Source organism: Symbiobacterium ostreiconchae, from assembly GCF_055396975.1.
This window is the reverse complement of sequence record NZ_AP042454.1, coordinates 305,891-326,785: the sequence shown is the minus strand read 5'-3', so window position 1 is coordinate 326,785 and position 20,895 is coordinate 305,891. Positions and strand designations below refer to the sequence as shown.

The window sequence follows — 20,895 nt, the reverse complement described above, 5'->3', positions numbered from 1 at the left end:
AGATGAAGCAACAGCGGGGGCAGGAACATCACTGTATCATGCTGAATCAAAAAACATTCATGTCGAAACCTATTGGCACGACTGGAGGAGGGGTTCCTGTGTTCTGGCGCGCCTGGGCCAGCAGTCTGGTCACCGGGGGTCTCGTGGCGGTTGCGTTCCTCAGTCCTGCACCGGTCGCCCAGTACTCCCTGCTGGCTGCCGGACTGCTGGCCTCCCTGCTGGGCGGGCTGTGGGTGCAGCGCGCGGCGGCGTCCTCCCCCGCGCAGACGGCGGGTCCCTCTGTGCAGGCAGCCCCTGCCGGGCCGACAGCTGCCGGGCCGGCAGCTTCTGCCGGGCAGACAGCCTCTGCGGAGGAGACTGCCCCCGGCGGGCCGGCGGAGGCTCTGGCGGGCGCCGCTGCGCAGGCGGCCGCTGCTCAAGGGGAGGCGAGGGTGGCCGACCCCCCGGGCGGGGCGGCCGTGCAGGAGCTGTCCGGCGCCTGCGAACACCTGCTGCTGGAGGCGCAGCGCACGCAGGAGGCGGTGCAGGAGATCCTCCGGCTGACCGGCCGGGTCAACGAGCTTCTCGAACAGCTCCACCGGGCCACCCGCGACCAGCTGGACGACCTCGACCGCACCCGGGGGCTGGCCCACCAGGTGGTCACGGTGTTCGAGGAGATGACTTCTGCGGCCCGTGCCGCGCGGGCGGAGGCGGCGCGCCACCGGCAGGCGGCGGAGGCGGTCCAGCGGGCCCTGGGCCAGATCGGCGCCGGCATGGAGGGCATCCGGGCGGCAACCGATGCCTCCGCCCGGGCCCTGCGGGACCTGGACGAGCAGTCCGGCGAGATCGGCGACATCGTGAAGCTGATCCGGGACGTGGCCGACCAGACCAACCTGCTCTCCCTGAATGCGGCCATCGAAGCGGCGCGGGCCGGCGAGGCCGGGCGGGGCTTTGCCGTGGTGGCCTCCGAGGTGCGCGCGCTGGCCGACCGCTCCCGCAACGCCACCCGGCAGATCCAGGAGCTGGTGGCGAAGATCCAGGCCGGCACCGCCGCCGCGATGGCGGCCATGCAGGAGTCGCAGGAAGAGGTCAGCCGGGGCACGTCCACCGTGGAATCGACCCGCGCGGCCATCGTGCAGGTCCTGGAGTCCTTCGAGGGCCTCGCCCATACCGTGGAGGGCTTCGGGGAGCGGGCCGAGGCGACAGCCGGGGAGATGGCGGAACTCGTGAAGGCGGTGGAGGAGGCGACCCGCCTCGCCAACGAGAACACGGCGACCTCGGGCGAGCTGGCCGAGGCCGACTGGTTCTCCCGGGCGATACGGGAGGCCGAGGCCCGGGCCGCCGCTCTGGTGGCCGTTGCACAGCAGCACATGGAGATGCTGGTGCAGGCGCGGCGGCAGTAGCGCATCGTGCGGATTCGGGGGGCCCGACTCGCAGGGTCGGGCCTCAGCCGCGCCTGCGCTGCAGGGGTTCGTAGAGGTGAGGGAACTGCTTGCGCCAGCCGAAGCGCCACAGGAGCCACCAGGGCAGCCAGCCCGCGCCAGCCAGGGCCGCAGCCAGGACCGTTGCGGCAGGGCCGCCTCCGGCCGCTCGGGCCCGCAGGGCCAGCCAGACCTGCGCCGCCCCGATCAGCAGGGTCGCGGCGCCCGCCTGGACGCTGTACTGCAGCCGGTGCCGGTCCCGGCTGCGGGCCAGCCGCTCGGGGCGGACGTCGACCGTGCGGAACGACCGGTCCAGGGCGAGACTCGCGAGGAGCCACTGGGCTCCGTGCAGCAGCAGCGCAGGCAGCAGGACACCTCACCTCCTTCCGGATCTCGCATTCCCATCGTAGCCGCGCCAGCCTGCGCTGTCCAGCAGGCCGGCAGAGGCTGCGCCATCTGCAGGATCCGTCAAAGCGGGCGCGCTTTCCCGACAACGAATCGTCGCAGGTGGAGAACCCGCCGCGACTTTTGTCCGTTTACACCAATGGAGTCACGGGGAAGCGGAAGGGGGAGCTGGCAGGTGTCGCGGAGCCCGGTATCGTGGGGGAAGGGCCTGCGCCTGAGGCGCACCTCACTGGATGACAAGCTGATGAGGCGAAGCGGACTGGATGAGGTGAACTTGAGGCGGGCTCGGAGGGCGTTTCAGAGGCGCTGGCTGCGCACGCCGCTGCCTGAGCGGCGCCGGCTGGCGGAGGCTGGCACCGCTCTCCGGTTTGGATTCGTGGTCAGTACGCTGCGGACGGCCTGGTCGCCTGAAGTGTGGAATCTGTGGCTCAGGTACCTGGAGCACACCGATGCGGAGATCGACGAGATGGTCGCCGGGGAGTACCCCATTTCGCCTTACATGGTCCGGGTGAGCAGCGCGCTGCTGGGCGTGACCGTGGATTTTCTCGCGGCGGGCTGCTGGCCCGCCGGGGCTTACGACGGGCCTGACATCGACGTGCTCCCGTCGCGCCACTTCGGACGCGCCTGACGGCGCCGGCCTGTTTTCCAAACGGCCACCAGTAGAGGTGGCCGTTTTTTCATGGCGAAGAAAAGAATGGTGAAGGGGTGAAGCACCATGATGGAGCAGATTCGGGAGTTCGCTCAGGCACTGAGGACGGCGAAGCACGCGGTGGCCCTGACGGGCGCCGGCGCCTCCACCGAGTCGGGACTGCCGGACTTCCGGTCGAAGACCGGGCTCTGGAGGGGCATCGACCCGGTGTCGCTCATCTCCATGACCGCCCTGCGCAGGCGGCCTGTGGACTTCTACCAGTTCTACCGGATGCGCTTCGCGCACCTGTGGGGCGCGCAGCCCAACCCCGTTCACAAGGTGCTGGCCGCGCTCCAGCGGGAGGGGCTGCTGAAGCGGCTGATCACCCAGAACGTGGACGGCCTGCACCAGGCCGCCGGGTCTCCGGAGGTCATCGAGCTGCACGGCTCGCTGCGGGAGTGCCAGTGTCTCACCTGCGGCCGCCGGTTCCCCAGCAAGCTGATCGACGTTCCGGTGGAGACGGAGGCCGACATTCCCCGCTGTCCGGAATGCGGCGGCATCCTGAAGCCCGGCGTGGTCCTCTTCGAGGAGGCGCTGCCGCCGGATGCGATCGAAGAAGCGTTCGAAGCCGCCATGCAGGCCGACCTGTTCTTCGTGGTGGGTTCCTCGCTGGAGGTGGGACCGGCGAACCAGCTGCCGTTGGTCGCGGTGCAGCACGGCGCGCCGCTGGCGATCTTCAACCTCACGCCCACCTTCCTGGACCACCGGGCGCGCTGGATCTTCCGGGAGAAGGCGGGGCAGGCCCTCACCGCGCTAGCGGAAGAGCTGGGGATCTCCCTGTGAGGTAGAAATTCGAAGGAAGAAGGAAGAAGCGGGAGCAGCGCGCGTCAAAAGTCCAATTTTGGGAGCTCAGCACAGTTGTCGCACCCTACATATGGTGGTAAAGTAGGACGTGCAATCACTACATATGGGGGTTGCACGATGAAATGCCCGTTCTGCGGAGGTGAGTCACGGGTCATCGAGTCCCGTCCGGCCGCGGACGAGGAGGCCGTGCGCCGGCGCCGGGAGTGTCTCGCCTGCGGACGGCGCTTTACCACCATGGAGCGGGTGGAGGTGCCCCCGCTGATCGTGGTGAAGAAGGACGGCCGCCGCGAACGTTTCAACCGGGACAAGCTGCTCAGCGGAATCCTGAAGGCCTGTGAGAAACGGCCGGTGCCGATGGAAGTGATCGAGAAGCTGGCCGACGACATCGAACGGGACCTGCGCTCCTCGCTGGACCAGGAGGTTCCCACTTCGGTCATCGGGGAGCGGGTGATGGAGGCGCTGCGCCAGATCGACGGCGTCGCCTACGTGCGGTTCGCATCGGTCTACAGGGAGTTCAAGGATCTGAACGAGTTCCGGGAGCAGCTGGAACAGCTGCTGAAGTCCCGCTGAAGCGGGGCCGTGCCGCGCCCGGGGGACGGCGCGCGGCCGGCAGCAATCTACCTGATGGATGGGGGGCCCCGACTTGGAACTGACGCATATCGCGAAGACCGTACTGGAAAAGCGGTACCTGCGGACGAAGGAAGACGGCACCCGGGAGACGCCGGATGAGATGCTGCGCCGCGTGGCCAGGGTCATCGCTGCGGTTGAGGAGAAGTACGGTGCGAGCAAGAAGGAGATCCGGGCGGTGGAAGAGCGGTTCTACCAGCTGATGGACCGCCAGGACTTCATGCCCAACAGCCCGACGTTCACCGGCGCTGGGACGGCCCTGGGCCAGCTGTCTGCGTGCTTTGTCCTTCCCGTGGGGGACTCCCTGCCGGAGATCTACGAAACCATGAAGCAGGCCGCCCTGATCCACCAGACAGGGGGTGGGTGCATCGCCGGCGACGCCCACGTGCACACCACCTTCTGCGGCGTCGAGCAGATCAGCACGCTGTACGAGCGGGTGCGGGCCCTCGGCGTGCCCGAGATGGCGGAGGCCGACCATCGCATCATGGATGTGACCCACCTGGGCATCCGCACCTTCGCCGTCGACCCGGCCACGGGGCGGTTCGAGCCCCGGCAGGTCACGCACCTGTGGCAGTGGGACGTTCCGGCGGAGAACCAGTACACCGTGGTGTGTGCGGATGGCACCGAGGTGACCACCAGCGCCTGGCACCCGTTCATGGTCTTCACCGCCGGCGGCATCGTGGAGCGGCGGGCCGACGCCCTGCAGCCCGGCGACCTGCTGCTCACGCCCAACCCCTCGGTGCGGGCGCAGTGGCCGTTCACGGAGCCCAGGGAGGTGGAGGGGTTCACCGTCACCGAGCCCCTGGCCTGGCTGGTCGGCTTCGCCCTGGGCGACGGCGGCCTTGACTGGTTCGAGAACCGGACCACCAGCTACCGGGCCCTCCGGCTCCGCCTGTTCGACGGGCGGAAGGAGAGCCTGGAGTTTGCGCAGCGGGTGCTGGCGGATTACGGCGTGGAGGTTTCGCTGCAGCAGGACAACCGCGGGCTCTACCGCCTGACGACCACGGACTCCCGGTTCGTGCCCGCCTTCGCCCGGCTGGCCGGCCTGGAGCCGGGGCCGAAGGATCACCTCACCCTGCCGGAGTGGGTGGCCAAGTCGCCGCTTTCGGTCATCGGCGCCTTCCTGGGTGGCCTGATCGACTCGGATGGGTACGTCTCGCTGGGGCGGCGACGGGTGGAGTTCTCCACCGTCTGCCCGGACCTCGCCCGCCGGCTCACGTCGCTGCTCAGCCTGCTCGGCTTCAATCCCTCGATCCGCGAGAAGGCGCCGGGCCGCAAGGGCACCAGGACCGAGTACGTGCTGCACATGGCGGATGCCAAGCGCACGCCGGAGCTGGTTTCACTGGTGCTGCCCTGGGTGCACGACGCGTTGAAGAAGGAGCGGCTGCTCAAGCTGCAGGAGCGGCTGGCGCACAACAGCCACGCCCGCATTCCGCTGCCCTTCGGCGCGGTGGAGGGGCTGCTGCAGGCGGCCGGCGTCGACACGCACGCCACTGCCATTCACCGGAAGCCGGTGTCGATCGGCGGTGAGGCGTTCTGGCTGCACCGCTTCAAGTGGGGCGACGGAATCGGCGAGGACAAGCTGATGCGCCTCGTCCAGGCTCTGCGCCGGGTGCTCCCGACTGCGTATGAGCCCCAGCTCGCCCGGCTGGAGAGCCTGGCCGCCGGCTGGACGGTGGTGGAGTCGGTGGGCCCCGCCGCGGTGCCCAAGCAGTTCTACGACTTCACGGTGGAGGGTCACAACAACTACCTGGCCGGCGGCGGCCTCGGCCAGATGACCGTGGTGCACAACACCGGCTTCGCCTTCTCCCGCCTGCGGCCGGCCGGCGACGTCGTGCGTTCCAGCCAGGGCGTCGCCTCGGGCCCGGTCTCCTTCCTGCGGGTCTACAACGCCTCCACCGAGGCGATCAAGCAGGGCGGCACCCGCCGGGGGGCCAACATGGGCATCCTGCGGGTGGATCATCCCGACATCCTGGACTTCATCGAGTCGAAGGCCGACATCACGCAGATCACCAACTTCAACATCTCGGTGGGCATCACGGACGCCTTCATGGCCGCCCTGGAGGCCGGCACCGAGTACGAGCTGATCAACCCGCGCAACGGCGAGGTCACCGGCAAGCTCTCGGCCAAGCTGGTCTGGGACAAGCTGGTGGAGAACGCGTGGAAGACCGGCGAGCCCGGTATCATCTTCCTCGATAGAATTAATAGGCGTAATCCCAATAACCATGTAGAAGTTATAGAAGCTACGAATCCCTGCGTGACCGGCGACACCCTGGTGTACACCGACCAGGGCCTGCGACGGATCGACGAGCTGGCCATGGCCGATGAGCCGCCGGTGGTTGTGACCGACAGCCGCCTGAGCGAGCAGGCCCGCGCGGCCGCGTCGGGCGCCTTCCTCACGGGGATCAAGCCGGTCTACCGGCTCACCACCGCCGAGGGGTTCGAAGTGCGGCTCACCGCCGACCACCGGGTCATGACCGATCGCGGTTGGGTGGCAGCGGCTGACCTCGTGCCGGGAGACCGCATCCACGTGCTGGACCGGCCCGGCGGCTTCGGCACTGCTGGCTCGCGTGAGCTCGGCCTCGTGCTGGGCTGGCTGGTGGGCGACGGTTCGCTGAAGGAAGACCGGGCCACGCTGCACTTCTTCGGCGAGGAGAAGGCGGAGCTGGCCCCTGCCCTGGCGGCGGCCGTCAACGCCGTGGTGCCGGAGAGCGCAAACGGCCGCAGCTATGCGGTGGGCGTCGTGGATGTGCCGGCGCGCGACGAGGCGCGGGTGCAGTCCGCCCGTCTGCTCCAGCTTGCCGCTGAGCACGGTCTGGATGCCGACAAGCTGCAGGTGCCCGCGGCGGTGTTCCAGGGCTGCCGGGAGATGCAGGTGGGCTTCCTCCAGGCCCTGTTCAGCGCAGACGGCCACGTGGAAATCGGCGACGGCGCACGCTGTTCGGTGGTGCTGACGTCGGTCAGGCCGGCCTTCCTCCAGCAGGTGCAGCGGCTGCTGCTCAACTTCGGCATCTACAGCCGGATCTACCGCAGTCGCAAGCAGGCCGGGCGCAAGCTCATGCCCGACGGGAAGGGGAGCCTCGCCGAATACGACTGCCAGGAGGTCTGCGACCTTCGGATCACCGGCCACTCCCTGCTGGCTTTCCACCGGGAGATCGGTTTCCTCCATCGCCGCAAGGCCGAGCGGTTGGAGCACATCGTCCGCTCGTTCGTCCGCGGCCCGTACCGGAAGCCGTTCATTGCCCACTTCGAGGCGTTGATCCCCGACGGCACCGAGATGGTTTACGACCTTAACGTACCCGGCGTCCATGCGTTTGCGGCCAACGGACTGGTGGTGCATAACTGCGGCGAGCAGCCGCTGCCGCCCTACGGCTCCTGCAACCTGGGCTCGGTCAACCTGGCCAACTTCGTCAAGAACCCGTACACCGACCAGGCTGAGGTGGACTGGGAGCGGCTGGGCGAGGTCGTCCGCACCGCCACCCACTTCCTGGACAACGTCATCGACGCCAACAAGTACCCGCTGCCGCAGATCGCCGAAAAGGCCCTGCGCGACCGGCGCATCGGCCTCGGGATCATGGGCTGGGCGGAGATGCTGGTGCAGATGGGGCTGCCGTACGACTCGGAAGAGGCGGTGGCCCTGGGCAACCGGGTGATGACCTTCATCAAGCAGAAGGCGCTTGAGGAGTCCATGGCGCTGGCCGAGGCCCGGGGCGCCTACCCGGAGTGGGAGGGCAGCCAGTGGCACAAGGCGGGCCTCAAGGTGCGCAACGCCACCCTGACCACGGTGGCGCCCACCGGCACCATCTCCCTGTTCGCGGCGCGGCCCGACATGCCCTGCTCCGGTGGCATCGAGCCGAAGTTCGCCCTGGTCTTCACCCGGAACCAGGCCGGCGTGATGATGCTGGACGTGGATGGCCAGTTCGCCACCATCGCCAAGCGGGAGGGCTGGTACTCGGACGAGCTGATGCAGAAGGTGGCCGAGCGCGGCACAGCCCGGGGCGTCGACGGGGTGCCCGAAAAGTGGCAGCGCATCTTCGCCACCTCCCACGACATCTCGCCGGAGTGGCATGTGCGCATGCAGGCGGCCTTCCAGGGCATGGACGGGCTGCCCGTCGACCAGCAGCCGGTGGACGCGGCGGTGTCAAAGACGATCAACTTCCCGCACCACGCCACCGTGGAGGACGTGGCCAAGTCGTACATGCTGGCCTGGAAGCTGGGGCTGAAGGGCATCACCGTCTACCGCGACGGCTCCCGGGTGTCGCAGGTGCTGACCACCGGCGACAAGACCAGCCAGCAGCAGACCGCCGAGCCGGCCCCTGCGGCCCCGCAGGGCCCGTCGATCCGGCCCCGCCCGACCGAGGCGGTGGGCAAGATGTTCGTCGTGCCCACCCACTTCGGCAAGATGACGCTGGACGTGCACATGGACGAGGAGGGCGAGCCCTTCGAGATCATCGTGAACGTGGGCGCCGTGGGCTCCGACCTGATGGCCGACGCCGTGGGCATGGGCATGCTGGTCTCCAAGATGCTCCGGCTGCGCTCGGACGTGCCGGTGCGGGAGCGCATCGAGATCGTCATCGACACGCTGAAGAACATCGGCGGCTCCGGCTCGTACGGCTTCGGCCCGAACCGCATCACCTCCCTGGCCTCCGCGATCGCCAAGGGGCTGCAGCGGTTCCTGGCCTGGAAGGACGCCAACGGCAAGCTCCAGCAGGTCACCGCCACGACGGCGCCTGCGCCGCAGCCGATGATGAAGGGCGCCCAGGTGGACACCCCCGTCGACCCGTGCCCCGAGTGCGGCTCCTTCGCCCTGGCGATCGGTGAGGGCTGCGCGACCTGCCACAACTGCGGGTATTCCAAGTGCAGCTAGTCTCATAGGACGTATGTGGGAACAACGGCCCGGCGCTGGTGCCGGGCCGTCTGTTTGGTCGCAAGCACTGGTGACGCATTACCCGACGCCTGGTCGGTACTGGGACCGGAGTTGCTGCCGCTCACCGATCCGTTCAGAGTCGCGTCCTATGGCTCGCATGGACTTCATGGAACCTGAGCCGGCCCCGGATCGTCCTTTTCGTGAAACGATCGCAATACTGTTGCGACTGGGAGGGTTAGCGGTGCCTCGCCCTTCTGCAAACTTGGGCGGGTTCTGGCGAGAACCGTTGAGGGGGATGACGCGTGCGGTCAGGATTGCGATTCTGGATGGTCGTCTTGATCGCGGTCGCCGTTGGAACGGGGATAGGATGGATCTATACACATCCGCCCCTGCGCAGCACCGGCTTGTCGGAGCGATACACAGGAGACAAGACGCTGGCCTACGGCATCGACCTGCAGAACACGGGGCGGTGGTCTCTCCGGCTGACCGGAGTTCGCGTCAACGGTGAAAACTGGGAGTACCCCCGAGCGATGGCTGTGGCCAATTTCACCGATACCCACCTCGCCGGAAACGCGGCGATCGATCTCGATGCGAACGGCCACAAGCTGAAGACAGGGCCGGTAAGGGGATGGGAGATAGAGCCCCGGCAGCGCGTTCTGGAAAAAGGAGAAGGAAGCTACGGACTTCGTCTGGACTGGGAGGGTATGCCTTCGGAACAGACCGAAGTCATCATCTACTACCGATACCTTGGTCTGCCCTTGCGACACGCTGTAACGTCGATATGGGCAATACCCTGACCGGACGCGAACCCCGCCGAGACCATTCGGCCCTGCCGGGTGCGGCGGCACATCCGGAACGGACAAAGGGCTGTCCCGCCGGAGCGATCAGCTCCCGGGACAGCCCTTCTGCACTGCCTATCCTACTCCTCGCCGGGGACCTCGTCCTCAGCAGGTGCCTCCTCGTCAGCAGGGGTCTCCTCCTCAGCGGGGGTCTCCTCCTCGGCAGGAGCCTCTTCCTCTACGGAAGCATCGTCCTCATCGGCAGTGCCTTCCTCATCGGCAGTGCCCTCCTCAGCGGGAGCGCCTTCCTCATCGGCGGCGCCCTCCTCAGCGGGAGCGCCTTCCTCATCGGCGGCGCCCTCCTCATCGGCAGCGCCTTCCTCGGCGGGGGTGCCTTCCTCAGCCGTGTCCTCTTCCTCCGCAGGAGCCGCGAAATCCGTGGTGGTCACCAGCACGGTGCGGGACTCGGCGTCGAAGTCCACAATGAACCCGAAGACATCGGCCAGGTCGCGCAGCTTGAAGTAGTTATAGCCGCCGATGTTGTAGGTGTAAGCCGTGGAGGGGGCGCCGTTGAACAGGGCCGGGTGCGGGGACGGCATGCAGGTGGCGCTCAGGTCCTCAGCGCTCTTCTGCAGCTCGCCGCCCACGGGCACGTAAGCTTCGCCCGAAATGGCCGTGACCAGGCCCTTCTCCTCATCCCAGTTCACCGAGAACTGGTTGGCCGTTCCGTTCAGGGCCATCGCGATGTCCCGCAGCTTGTAGTAGTTGTAGCCGTCCACGTTGTAGGCCTGGGCGTCCACCGGCGTACCGTTCACGACCAGGGTCCAGTCGGAGAGGACGCAGTACTCGAATGCCGGGGTGTCGGCGGGCTTGATCTCAACTGCGGGTTCCTCGGCAGGCTCCTCAGCAGGTTCCTCAGCGGGCTCCTCGGCAGGCTCCTCAGCGGGCTCCTCGGCAGGCTCCTCAGCGGGCTCCTCGGCCGCAGCCTGGGCCGCCACGGTGAAGCTCACCCGGACATCCTCCCCGAGGGTGTTGCCGTTGTTGGCCATGACATCGGCTCCGATGACCAGCGCGTACTCGCCCTCGGCCAGCGGCGCGGCCGGCGTCACGGTGTAGACGGACTTATCATCGCCCTGGGCCACCTCGGCCTCGACTTCCGTATCACCGGCGTACAGCTTGATCAGGGCCTTGTTGGCTTCGAAGTTGTCCTTCATGCCACGGTCGAACGTGATGGCGATGACGGCATCGGGACCCACGGTGGCGCCCTCCAGGTCGGCGCCGTCCACCTGAACGGACACGACGTTAAGCGGGCTCTGGCCGCCACCGCCACCACCGCCGCCGCCGGCGGCAAAGGCCGTGGCAGTGAGGACGAACACCATCAGCAGGGACAGCAGAAACCCGAACGACGTTCTTCTTGTCTTCATCCGTACCGCTCCTTTGACCATATTTATAGCAAAGAATAGTTACGACGACTTCCCTTTTTTGAGCAAAATTCCTCCTGCGATTGCCACGGCAACCGCACCGAAGGCCACCGGCAGCACCGGGAAGCCGCCCTGCCGGCTCGTGGCGTCGCCCGCCGCCGCGCCCTCACCTCCGCTTGGCTGCGGCTGCCCTGCGGCCGGCGGTGCGGCGCCCGATCCGGACTCGAGGTCGCCTGCAGGGGGCTGGTCCGGGGCGGCCACGGCGGGCGCTCCGCCGTACGGCCCTGCGGAGGAGGGGGCCGCCTGTGCGGGTTCTTCAGCGCCGGATCCTTCCGCAGCAGGATCGTCCTTCGCGGGTTCACCCGCAGGAGATGCCACGGCCGGAGTCTCTGCTGCCGGCTCCTGTTCTGCCGGCGGCGCTTCTGCCTGAGCCTCGTCGGCGGGCGAAGTCTCCGCCGGAGCTGTCTCGACCGCCGGCTCACCGGCGACAGTGAAGCGGAACGTGATGTCCCGGTCCAGCTCTGTGCCGTTCTTGGCCGTCAGACCCTTTTCGATCACCAGCACGTAGGCGCCCGGCTGTAGACCGGTCGCCTGCAGGTCGACCAGGCGCTTGACGCTGGGATCCACCTGCGCGTCCCCCATGATCACTTCCAGGGGGTGCCGCTCGCCGCGCTCGTCGTACAGGGCGAAGCGGGTCATGTTGTTCTGGCGGACGGAGATGTGAACCACGTTCTTGTTGAACTCGAGGTGGACCGACAGCGTGTCGCCGTCGATGACCGCCCCGTCTTCCAGCGAGCTGTAGACCACGGCAATCGGCTCATCGCGGTTGTCCCCGGACCCATCGCCTGCCAGGGCAGCGGCGGAACCGCACAGCGTCAGGGCGAGCACCAGCAGGAGCGAAAGCAGTCTCCTCACCGTCTATCCGTCCTTTCGGAGGCATGTAAAGCTGTCTGCCGTCCACCGGCGCCAGCGGCAGTTGTAGCACGTCACGGCCTCGTCGAAGAAGCACTCCTCCTCGTCGTCCCGCTCGAACCGGCCGCAGTCCAGGGCCGCCCGGGCGGCCAGTTCGGGCTCGTCGTCGCCGTGCAGGAAGCGCTTCGTGCCGTCGGCGGCGATCTCCCACATGCGGCCTGACCTCACTTCTGCGCCTTCTCCCTGCGCAGCTTGGGCCTCGGCTCCCAGTGGTCGCCGTGCCAGACGAGCTGCGCCGTGATCTTGTGGTCCAGGTACACCGCCTTGGTCTGCTCGCGGAAGACCAGCGGTTCGTTCTCGCCCACGGGCGCTCCGTCCACTTCGCGAACGGCCTGGTGCAAGCCGTATTTGCGGCAGAACTCGCCCACCGTGAGCCGCTCGCCCGGCGTCTCGGGGTGGATCTTGCCCTTCACCCGGCCGTCGCTGCCGGTGAGGCGCAGCGCCGCCCCGGCCAGCGCGCCGATGATGCCGATGCCGGTTCCGCCGTGCTCCGACAGCCAGACCCGGCCCGGATAGGCCTGTGCGACCCGCCAGGCGTCATCCTTCGACAGGATCTCCGTCTGCGCCCGACGGCCGTAGTCGAGGAGGGAGGCGGCCCCCTCCAGCTCATCCGGCAGGAGCAGGCACATCCCGGGGTCGGAGCCCTGCGCGGCATGGGCCTGCAGGTAGTTCCCGGCGAAACGCGCGACGGCCTCGGGGTTCTCCAGCGTCACCTCGGTGCACATGGCGCTGTTGTGCGAGGTGTAGGGGATGTCCTCGTGGACGAAGAGCTGGTGCCGCGTGACGAAGCCCCCCGTGCCGAGGCCCGCCTCCTTCAGCGCGGCGCACAGGTGCTCCAGCAGCTCGCCGGTGCCGATGCTGTCCAGGTTGTCCGTGTCGTCGATGCAGAGATAGGCCCTCATGGGTGTCCTCCCTTACTCATCCCTGCCGCCGCTCTTCTTGGGCGTGCGGATGCCGTCGCCCTTCAGCACGGCCGCGGCTGTCTCGTCGTCCATGTCGTAGTCAAAGAACATCTTGTAGAAGTGCTTCATCTCGGCCACGATGTCGATGTCGAACCGGTCAGGGTACAGCAGCTCGGCCAGCCAGAGGATGGCCAGCGGCGTTTCGACGCTGTTCGGGTGGCCCCACCGGGTCACGCCCACGGGAATCTGGTACACCCGGCCGTCCCGCACGGCGCGCAGTCCGGCCCACTTCTCGTCGGTCAGGATATAGTCGTCGACCCCCGGCTCGTTGGCGATGATCACGTCGGGATCCCACACGTAGATCTGCTCCAGCGTGGTGTAGGCGTGGTCGCCTTTCATCTCCAACTCCGCATCCAGCGAGACGTTGATGGCGCGGGTGACGGCGATCCAGTCCGCCGGCACGCTGCCGGGATAGTCGGTGCGCACCGCCTCGTTCACGGAATGGTAGAGACGGGGCAGCTCGTCCCCGGGGATGTCGGCCACGCCCCCGGCCACCCGGTCAATAGCCTCCTGATACCAGGCGACATAGGCCTCGGCTTCCTCTGTCTCACCCAGGGCCTCGCCGATCACGCGGGCGGCCGCCATCTGGCCGGCCATATCCGTGAACTGGATGACCACGTAGGGAAGGCCCAGCGCCTCCAGCTTGGCCCGCTCGTCGGGATCGGCGTAGATCTCCGGGTCGACGAAGATGAGGTCCACGTTCAGCCGCAGGATTTCCTCCGCGTTCATGGAGCCGCTGCTCTTCACACTCACGGAGTTCTCCAGCGCGGGCTCCATGGCATGGATCAAGAGGTCGCGCTTGACCGCGTTGGTGGTGGCCGGCATCCGGTCGCCCCATCCGTAGAGCACCACCATGGGCCCGGCGAAGGGGCTCAGGGTGGCCACGGCCTTCGGTTCGGCCGGAACCTCCACGCTGCGGCCGAGCGTGTCCACGACGGTGCGCGTGTCGCTGCCGGCGGGGGACTTTCCGCCGCAGGCGGCGAGCGGGACCGCCAGGCAGCAAAGCAGCAGCAGAGCAATCAGTTTCTTTCTCACTTTATCGTCCTCCGCAGCGAGATGGAGCGGATGGCCCGCCCCTGTTCATCGATGTCGGTCACGATGCGTGCCTTCACCCCGTACACCTGCTCCAGCGCGGCCTCGGTAATCACCTCCTCCGGATCGCCGTAGGCGAAGATGGTTCCGTCCTTGAACATGGCTGCCCGGGTCTCGGTGCCCAGGCCGGCGAAGTAGAAAGCGTGTTCCGGCGAGTGGGTCGCCATCAGCACCGAGATCCGCTCCTTGGCCACCAGCGAGGCGATGGTCTCCAGGAAGAGCAGTTCGTTCCGGTAGTCCAGGTGTGCGGTGGGCTCGTCCATGAGGATGAGCCGGGTCTGCTGCCCGAGCGCCCGGGCCAGCAGCACCAGCTTGATCTCGCCGCCGGACAGGCGGGAGTAGGGCTGGTCGGCGAAGCGATCGACGCCCACCCGCCGCATCGCGGCCAGGCAGACCGCTTCGTCCTCCTCGTCAGGCTCGCCGAACAGGCCGGTGTAGGCCGTGCGCCCCAGCATGACCACCTCGCGGACCGTGTAGGGGAAGTGGACGTCGTGGATCTGCGGGACGTAAGCGATCTCGGACGCGATCTCGTGCCGCTTGTAGGCGTGCAGCGGCTTGCCCAGCAGGGTGATCGAGCCCTGGTCCGGCCTGTGAATCGCCATGATGTTGTCCAGCAGCGTGGTCTTGCCGCAGCCGTTGGGCCCCATCAGGCAGACGATCTGTCCTGCCGGAACCGAAAAGCTCACGTCCCGGAAGACCTGCCGCATGCCGTAGGAGAACGCCAGGTGTTCCACCCGCAGGAGTTCACTCATCGCCACGCGCCCCCCTTCGTCTTCTTCAGCAGGTAGATGAAGAAGGGTGTGCCCACCAGCGACGTCAGGATGCTCAGCGGGACCTCGGACGTCGTGATGTTGCGCGAGATCAGGTCAGTGAGGACCAGGAAGCAGGCCCCGAGCGACATGCTCACGGGCACCAGTCGGGTGTTGTTGTTGCCCACGAGCATGCGGCCGATGTGGGGAATCACCAGGCCGATCCAGCCGATCGAGCCGCTGATGCACACCGCGGACGCGGTGCTCAGCGTGGCGCCGCCGATGATCAGGAACTTGTAGAGCCTGGTGTCCACGCCCAGGGCCAGCGCCTCGCGCTCACCCATGGACAGGGCGTTGATCTTCCACCGGCAGAGCCAGACCAGGAACATACCTGCCGCCATGGGGAGCACGGCGACCAGGTGGGTGTAGCCCACCGAGGCCAGGGAGCCCATCATCCAGAAGGTGATGGCCGGCAACTGGGTGTAGGGGTTGGCGAGGTACTTCAGCAGCGAGGTCAGGGACCCGAAGAGCGAGGAGATGATCACGCCGCCGAGCACGAGCGTCACCGTGGGCGATGAGCCGTACACCCGCCCGGCCAGGGCGCTCATCACCACAGCCAGGATGGCGAAGGCGAAGGCAAAGATGTAGCTGTAAACCCCGCCGCCCATCAGCACGATGGCCAGCGCGGCGCCGAAGGCCGCGCCGTTGTTGACGCCCAGGATGCCGGAGTTGACCAGCGGGTTCCGGAAAACCCCCTGGAACGCGGTGCCGGCTACGGCCAGCGACGCGCCCACAAAGGCCGCCGCGACGGCGCGGGGGAGGCGCAGGTACCAGATGACGGTGAGCACCTCGATGGATCCGCGGCCCAGCAGGGCGCCCCACACCCCGCTGAAGCTGACCGCGTAGCGCCCGACGAACAGCGTGAGGAGGATGCACAGCAGGGGGCCCAGAATGAGCAGCAGCTTACCGGCTATCCTGGGAGATGTCTGACGGATGATCATACGCGCCTCCTCTGCCGCGATGCTCCGTTCAGCATCACGCCAGAAATATAAAAAGGTGGTCGTGTTTTCCGAGAACGGTCACACAGGCGCACCGGCTCAATATCTCAGGGTATGAATTGTTCGCATCAAAAGCATTGCCTCTCTGATTGTAACATGGCGGGTGCAGTTGTGCGAACCCACCGATAGGGCTACCCGAGTACTACTCAACACCGGCTGCTGGTCCTTACTGCCCGCAACTTCGGTGCGTTGGCCGGCGTTATGGCAGGTGAAGGTGTCCAGATGCAGGTTTGAACAGAGGAGGGGGCCTCCCATGAGAATCGCAGCGCTCTTGCTTGCGCTGGTCGTGCTGGTGGGCTGCAGTTCGCCCAGCCGCTTGCCCGGTGGGGAAGTTGCAGACGAGTCTGCGGCGGTGAGTCAACCCGCTGGCCCGATCGGTGAACAGACGCCGGAACCCCCGGCCGGGGTCGCTGACGCGGATGGGCCGGACTCGCCCGGGGGGGGGGCCGCCGGTGCCGCGCCGGGGCGCGACTGGGATGAACGGGCGCGCAGGGCGGACGAGCGGCTGGCCGAGCTGCGCCAGGAGCTCAGCTACCCCATCTTTGTCCCCACGCAGGTTCCGGAAGGACTACATCCGCTCATGCCGACTCACCAGGACCGGCTGGTGAGGATCGTCTACGTCGACGATGACCTTCAGGCGGAGTTGAGCGTTGCCGCCGGCCCGGCAGGGTGCTGCATCGATGCCGATCCGCGCAAGATGGTCGGCGGTGGCACGCCCATCCGCGACGGCCGTGAGGCGCGCTTCATCCCCAACCAGCCGGAGTTCGGGGGGAACATCGTGTGGTGGAACGAGGACGGGGCCTACATCGCGCTGTCCGGGCCGCACTTGACCCAGGAGGACCTGTTCGCCATCGCCGAATCCATGTCGCCGACTGCGCTGCTGAGCGGCCCCGGCGGGGAGGACGAGGCGGCATCGACTCCTCCCGACGTCTACCCGCCCGATTTTCGCACGCAGATCGCCGAAGTCGACGCCGTCATCGATGCGTTCCTGGCGAAGGATGTCGACCGCCTGGTGTCCTGCGATATGCTGGAATGTGAAGAAGACGCAGAAGGCGCGCTGGCACCGCGTGTGACGTGGGGATCGTGCCAGGTCAACAACACCTGGACGGGCCGGGATACCGTCCGCAGCCTCGCGGAGAACTGGGTGGGGGGATCCCGGTGGCTTTACGCCGCCTACCGGGTGCACGGCATCGGCGACTGGGCCTATTTCGTGCAGTTTGCGGAGTACCGCCACGATCATGGAGCCAAGGCAGCCGTTCTGAACGAGGATGGCCGGATCCTGCAGCTCTGGATGGGCTGCGGCGCGCCGCTGGATATGCCTGCCGACCATTACGAACCGATCGCCCCGCCTCGGGTTGGCCGGTAATCGCCCGCGCTGCTTGCCTTGTGTGGCGGCCTGGAAGCGGCAGGCGGGGCGAAGTCTGTCGCCATGGCCGTAATTGATCGAACCTTCCGGCGCCTCTGGGCGGTCTAAGAGTGTGAGAGGGATGGCTGCACAGACCCGTAAGGGGAAGGGAGGCGAAGGGAATGCGTTCGTGGGGACTTCATCTCCTCGTCATCTGTGGCGGGGTGGCCCTGGTTTGCGTGGCGGGGTCGCTCCAGCAGCTGGTCGTCAATCCGCGCACCCTCACACACTCGTGGGGCTACTTCTTCCTGGCAGGCGCCCTCCAGGTGCTGGCCGGCCTCCTGGTCCTGGCGCCGATCCTCTGGGCGCGGCTGCGGAGACAGGACTTCGCTCGGCCGCAGTGGGGGCTGACCATCCTGTACCTGGCCGCTGGGCTCCTGCTGGTGAGCGCACTGCCCCTTCAGGTGGCGCTGTACAGGGCGGGACTGTCGGCGGCAGGGCACTGGCTGAGCCCGCTGGCCTCGGGAGCCGCCCTTCGCATGTTCGGCGCGTTCCTCATCGCTGTTGGGGTGCTCCATGCGTTTGGCTCGCAGCCGAGGCCCAACGAGAATCCCGCCGAGCGGTGAAGGGGGCCAATCGGAAGGTTCGTTGCTGCATGTCGGCCCTGGGCGAGATGCATCGCCCAGGGCCGACCACGATTCCGGCGTCGCTCTGTGGGAACCGCATCCAATCGATCCAGCGGTGGTCACGGAGGAGGTCATCCGTGAGGCGGTGTCCCACCTCGGTGAATCCGAGTACAGGGGTGAGTTTGAAGTCTGGAACACGCGGCTGGTCACTGAATCCCTTCGCGTGGGAGTAGGCGAAGCAAAGGTGGAGCAGCTCCAGCGGCAGTTGGAACTGCTCCACAGCTTGTTCGGAGCAACGACTGTACACGCGGGGTTACGATGACGGCGCCGGGCGTCCGCGCCGGTGCAGCAGGTATGCCAGAAGGCCCAGGAAGGAGAACAGGTAAGTCGCCAGGGCCCAGGTCGGCGCCCAGGGATCCCGTCTCCGGTGGCCGTCCCGCCACACCCATATGGCAGCACACAGGTTGAAGAGCAGGATCGTGATGTTGATGACCGTGAAGACCATGCGGCGCCTCACCTCGTGCTGCCGCATGAATGCCTGCAAGGGCGGATGGTGCGCTCTTTCAACGCTTCAACCACCCCGCGCAGAGGCGTGGCGTCCGCCAACTGCGGCCGATTTCGACTTCGCTATCGGGCGAAGTGGAAACCGGCCGCACTTCGTGTCCCGCGGCCGTCTCCTTCAGACCTCAACCACATGGCAGCGGTCCGCGGCGCCGGCGAGTTGCGGCGGATTTCGACTTCGCTTGCGTACCAAGTGGAAATCGGCCGCACTTCGTGCCCCACAGCCGACTCCCTCAGCCTTCAACCACACGGCAGCGGTCCGCGGCGCCGGCGAGTTGCGGCGGATTTCGACTTCGCTTGCGTACCAAGTGGAAATCGGCCGCACTTCGCGCCCCGCGGCCGACTCCCCCAGCCTTCAACCACACGGCAGCGGTCCGCGGCGCCGGCGAGTTGCGGCGGGTTTCGACTTCGCTTGCGTACCAAGTGGAAATCGGCCGCACTTCGTGCCCCATAGCCGACTCCCTCAGCCTTCAACCACACGGCAGCGGTCCGCGGCGCCGGCGAGTTGCGGCGGATTTCGATTTCGCCCCGAGAGCAAGTGGAAATCGGCCGCACTTCGCGCCCTGTGCCCGATTCCGTCACGCCTCCGGGAAGAATGTGCACTCGCTCCTGCCCCCTCGGTGCACATCTTGCCCGCTCACCGGTCCCGAGGGCAGTTGCCAGTCTCGCCGCGGGGCCCTTGGCGCCGCCCTACCCGCCGATCTGGCGCGTCTCGGGTCCCGTTCCGGGCAGAATGTGCACCCTCAGCCCCCGCCCCAGCGCACATTTTGCCCGTTCCGTGACCGCAGCCCCTGCCGGTGACATTGTCGTGAGGTCCATCGTATTAGCCGCCCCGCACGCTGCCTGATGCCATGTCGCCACAGCACCCGTCCTGCCACCACCACCCATATCCCAAAACTCACTGCACGATCCCTTGACTCCGCAAGAAGTCCCGCGCCACCTCCTGCACGCTCTCCCCCAGCACCTCCACCCGGTAGTTCAGCTCCCGCATCGCCTCGTCCGAGAGCGTGCCGGCGAGCAGGTTCACCGCCTCCATGAGCCCCGGGTTCTTCGCCACGGTGTCCTGCCGGATGATCATCCCGCCGTTGTAGGGCGGGAAGAAGCGCTTGTCGTCCTCCAAGATCACCAGGCCGAACGCGCGCAGCTTTCCGTCGGTCGCGTAGGCGTCCATCACGTGGATCTCGCCCGACTGAATCGCGGTGTAGCGCAGCCCGGCGGTCATGGTGCTGACGCTCTTGAACTGGTACCCGTAGGTCTCCACCATCGGCTGGTAGCCGTCCACCGCCCGGCCCATGAACTCGTTGGTGGTGCCGAAGACGAACCGGGGGCTGTGCGGGGCAAGGTCGGACGCGGTGCGGATGCCGTACTGCGCCGCCAGGTCCTCGGGCATGGCCAGGGCGTAGGTGTTGTTGAAACCGAACGGCTCAGACCAGGTGAGCCCGAACTTCACCTCAAACTCCCGCCTGACCTGGTCGTACACCGCCGCCGGGTCGGTGACGGGCTCGGTGTGGCCCAGGTGGATGGCGTAGGCGGTGCCGTCGTACTCCGGGTACATGTCGAGGCTGCCGCTGCGCAGCCCGTCGAAGTTCACCTTCGTGCCGCCCAGGTTCAGCTTCCGCACCACCCGGATGTCGGTGCGGGCCTCGATGGTCTGCGCGACCATCTCGCTCAGCAGGATCGACTCCGTGAAGTCCTTTGAGCCGATCGTAACCACGCCCTCCCGTGGGCCGGCGCCGCCGGCGGCCGACATGGCCACCAGCGACACTGCCGCGAAGGCGCCGATGGTCGCCCACTGGCGCAACCGCCGGCCGCCCCGCCGGGCTCCGCCGGGCATGAGCCCGGCGGGGGTGAGCAGCACCTCCAGCGCGCCGATGGCCCGGTCGGCCAGGACCGCCAGCACCGCCGCCGGGACCGCGCCGGCCAGGATCATCTTGTTTTGGACCCGGTCGATGCCCGCGAAGATCTCCTGCCCCAGTCCGCCGGCCCCGGCCAGCGACATCATCGTGGCCGTGCCCACCGCGACCACCGTGGCCAGGCGCACCCCGACCAGGATTACCGGCAGGGCCAGGGGGATCTCCACCCGGGTCAGGATCTGCCACCCGGTCATGCCCATGCCGCGGGCGGCCTCGATTACCCCGGGCTGCACCTGGGAGATGCCCGTGTAGGTGCCCCGCACGATGGGCAGCAGGCAGTAGAAGAAGAGCACCGTGATGCCCGTCCAGCGGGTGAGCCCCAGGAAGATCATGACGAAGCCGATGAAGGCCAGCGCCGGGATGGTCTGGAAGACTGCGGTGGTACCGACCAGCGGACCGGCCACGGCGGGGTACCGGCTGGCGAGGATGCCCAGGACGACGCCCACCACCAGGGCCCCCAGCACCGCGATCAGGGCGATCTGCAGATGCTGGCCCGTGAGTTCCAGCAGGTGGCGCCAGTTCTCGGCCATGTAGCGCAGGGTCTCGATGGCGGTCGCCTCCAAACATCAAGGGTCGGGAAGGGTCGGGCACAGGCGCAGGGTCAGGCACAGGATCGGGCACAGGGT

The 20,895-nt window shown here is 67.5% G+C and carries 17 protein-coding genes and 2 pseudogenes; 10 read left to right on the top strand and 9 right to left on the bottom strand.

Features of this window, described 5'->3' with window-relative positions:
* The first annotated feature begins 98 nt into the window (after positions 1 to 98).
* The 8 genes and pseudogenes from ACZ5UM_RS01515 (at position 99) to ACZ5UM_RS01480 (ending at position 9,588) form a co-directional block, all read left to right on the top strand.
* Positions 99 to 1,382 (top strand): methyl-accepting chemotaxis protein, encoded by a 1,284-nt coding sequence (locus ACZ5UM_RS01515; protein ID WP_464846524.1) that lies wholly within the window; start codon positions 99 to 101, stop codon positions 1,380 to 1,382.
* A 697-nt stretch (positions 1,383 to 2,079) separates the two neighbouring features.
* The gene (locus ACZ5UM_RS01510) at positions 2,080 to 2,433 is read left to right on the top strand and encodes a hypothetical protein (protein WP_464846523.1); all 354 of its coding nucleotides are present in this window, start codon (positions 2,080 to 2,082) and stop codon (positions 2,431 to 2,433) included.
* Between the two features lie 87 nt (positions 2,434 to 2,520).
* Positions 2,521 to 3,276 (top strand): SIR2 family NAD-dependent protein deacylase, encoded by a 756-nt coding sequence (locus tag ACZ5UM_RS01505; protein WP_464846521.1) that lies wholly within the window; start codon positions 2,521 to 2,523, stop codon positions 3,274 to 3,276.
* Positions 3,277 to 3,414: 138 nt separating this feature from the next.
* Positions 3,415 to 3,867 carry a transcriptional regulator NrdR gene (gene nrdR, locus ACZ5UM_RS01500; protein WP_464846519.1) on the top strand — a complete coding sequence of 151 codons (453 nt, stop codon included), beginning with the start codon at positions 3,415 to 3,417 and terminating at the stop codon, positions 3,865 to 3,867.
* A gap of 58 nt (positions 3,868 to 3,925) precedes the next feature.
* A pseudogene (locus tag ACZ5UM_RS01495) lies at positions 3,926 to 5,689 on the top strand (ribonucleotide reductase N-terminal alpha domain-containing protein); the annotation flags it as partial.
* Between the two features lie 27 nt (positions 5,690 to 5,716).
* Positions 5,717 to 8,104: pseudogene (locus ACZ5UM_RS01490) on the top strand (LAGLIDADG family homing endonuclease); the annotation flags it as partial.
* 18 nt (positions 8,105 to 8,122) lie between these two features.
* A complete protein-coding gene (locus tag ACZ5UM_RS01485) occupies positions 8,123 to 8,791 on the top strand; it encodes a TSCPD domain-containing protein (protein WP_464848251.1) in 669 nt (222 codons plus the stop codon).
* A 326-nt stretch (positions 8,792 to 9,117) separates the two neighbouring features.
* Positions 9,118 to 9,588 carry a hypothetical protein gene (locus ACZ5UM_RS01480; protein WP_464846516.1) on the top strand — a complete coding sequence of 157 codons (471 nt, stop codon included), beginning with the start codon at positions 9,118 to 9,120 and terminating at the stop codon, positions 9,586 to 9,588.
* A 122-nt stretch (positions 9,589 to 9,710) separates the two neighbouring features.
* Here ACZ5UM_RS01480 and ACZ5UM_RS01475 read toward each other — a convergent pair whose 3' ends face one another.
* Genes ACZ5UM_RS01475 through ACZ5UM_RS01445 form a run of 7 tightly spaced genes read right to left on the bottom strand, consistent with a single transcriptional unit; the run spans position 9,711 to position 15,767 of the window.
* Complete coding sequence (locus ACZ5UM_RS01475) at positions 9,711 to 10,994, bottom strand: Ig-like domain-containing protein (protein WP_464846514.1); 1,284 nt, start codon at positions 10,992 to 10,994, stop codon at positions 9,711 to 9,713.
* Between the two features lie 39 nt (positions 10,995 to 11,033).
* Positions 11,034 to 11,906: a hypothetical protein gene (locus tag ACZ5UM_RS01470; RefSeq protein ID WP_464846512.1), complete on the bottom strand. Its 873-nt coding sequence runs from the start codon at positions 11,904 to 11,906 to the stop codon at positions 11,034 to 11,036.
* A gap of 3 nt (positions 11,907 to 11,909) precedes the next feature.
* Positions 11,910 to 12,131: a hypothetical protein gene (locus ACZ5UM_RS01465; protein ID WP_464846509.1), complete on the bottom strand. Its 222-nt coding sequence runs from the start codon at positions 12,129 to 12,131 to the stop codon at positions 11,910 to 11,912.
* Complete coding sequence (locus tag ACZ5UM_RS01460) at positions 12,128 to 12,865, bottom strand: hypothetical protein (protein ID WP_464846506.1); 738 nt, start codon at positions 12,863 to 12,865, stop codon at positions 12,128 to 12,130. The genes ACZ5UM_RS01465 and ACZ5UM_RS01460 overlap by 4 nt, the downstream gene beginning before the upstream one ends.
* A 12-nt stretch (positions 12,866 to 12,877) precedes the next feature.
* Positions 12,878 to 13,960, bottom strand: coding sequence for an ABC transporter substrate-binding protein (locus tag ACZ5UM_RS01455; protein ID WP_464846504.1), 1,083 nt, complete (start codon positions 13,958 to 13,960; stop codon positions 12,878 to 12,880).
* Complete coding sequence (locus tag ACZ5UM_RS01450) at positions 13,957 to 14,769, bottom strand: ABC transporter ATP-binding protein (protein ID WP_464846502.1); 813 nt, start codon at positions 14,767 to 14,769, stop codon at positions 13,957 to 13,959. The genes ACZ5UM_RS01455 and ACZ5UM_RS01450 overlap by 4 nt, the downstream gene beginning before the upstream one ends.
* Entirely contained in the window at positions 14,766 to 15,767 is a 1,002-nt protein-coding gene (locus ACZ5UM_RS01445) for a FecCD family ABC transporter permease (RefSeq protein WP_464846500.1), read from the bottom strand. The genes ACZ5UM_RS01450 and ACZ5UM_RS01445 overlap by 4 nt, the downstream gene beginning before the upstream one ends.
* A 310-nt stretch (positions 15,768 to 16,077) precedes the next feature.
* Between ACZ5UM_RS01445 and ACZ5UM_RS01440 the strand changes: the two genes are divergently transcribed.
* Together ACZ5UM_RS01440 and ACZ5UM_RS01435 are read left to right on the top strand one after the other, a co-directional pair.
* Entirely contained in the window at positions 16,078 to 17,190 is a 1,113-nt protein-coding gene (locus ACZ5UM_RS01440) for a hypothetical protein (protein WP_464846498.1), read from the top strand.
* A gap of 161 nt (positions 17,191 to 17,351) precedes the next feature.
* Positions 17,352 to 17,795, top strand: a complete 444-nt coding sequence (locus ACZ5UM_RS01435) for a hypothetical protein (protein ID WP_464846496.1) — start codon at positions 17,352 to 17,354, stop codon at positions 17,793 to 17,795.
* Positions 17,796 to 18,108: 313 nt separating this feature from the next.
* Here ACZ5UM_RS01435 and ACZ5UM_RS01430 read toward each other — a convergent pair whose 3' ends face one another.
* Both ACZ5UM_RS01430 and ACZ5UM_RS01425 read right to left on the bottom strand, forming a co-directional pair.
* Positions 18,109 to 18,300: a hypothetical protein gene (locus ACZ5UM_RS01430; RefSeq protein WP_464846493.1), complete on the bottom strand. Its 192-nt coding sequence runs from the start codon at positions 18,298 to 18,300 to the stop codon at positions 18,109 to 18,111.
* A 954-nt stretch (positions 18,301 to 19,254) separates the two neighbouring features.
* On the bottom strand, positions 19,255 to 20,832 hold the full coding sequence (locus ACZ5UM_RS01425) for a glycine betaine ABC transporter substrate-binding protein (RefSeq protein WP_464846491.1): 1,578 nt from the start codon (positions 20,830 to 20,832) through the stop codon (positions 19,255 to 19,257).
* Positions 20,833 to 20,895 lie beyond the last annotated feature (63 nt).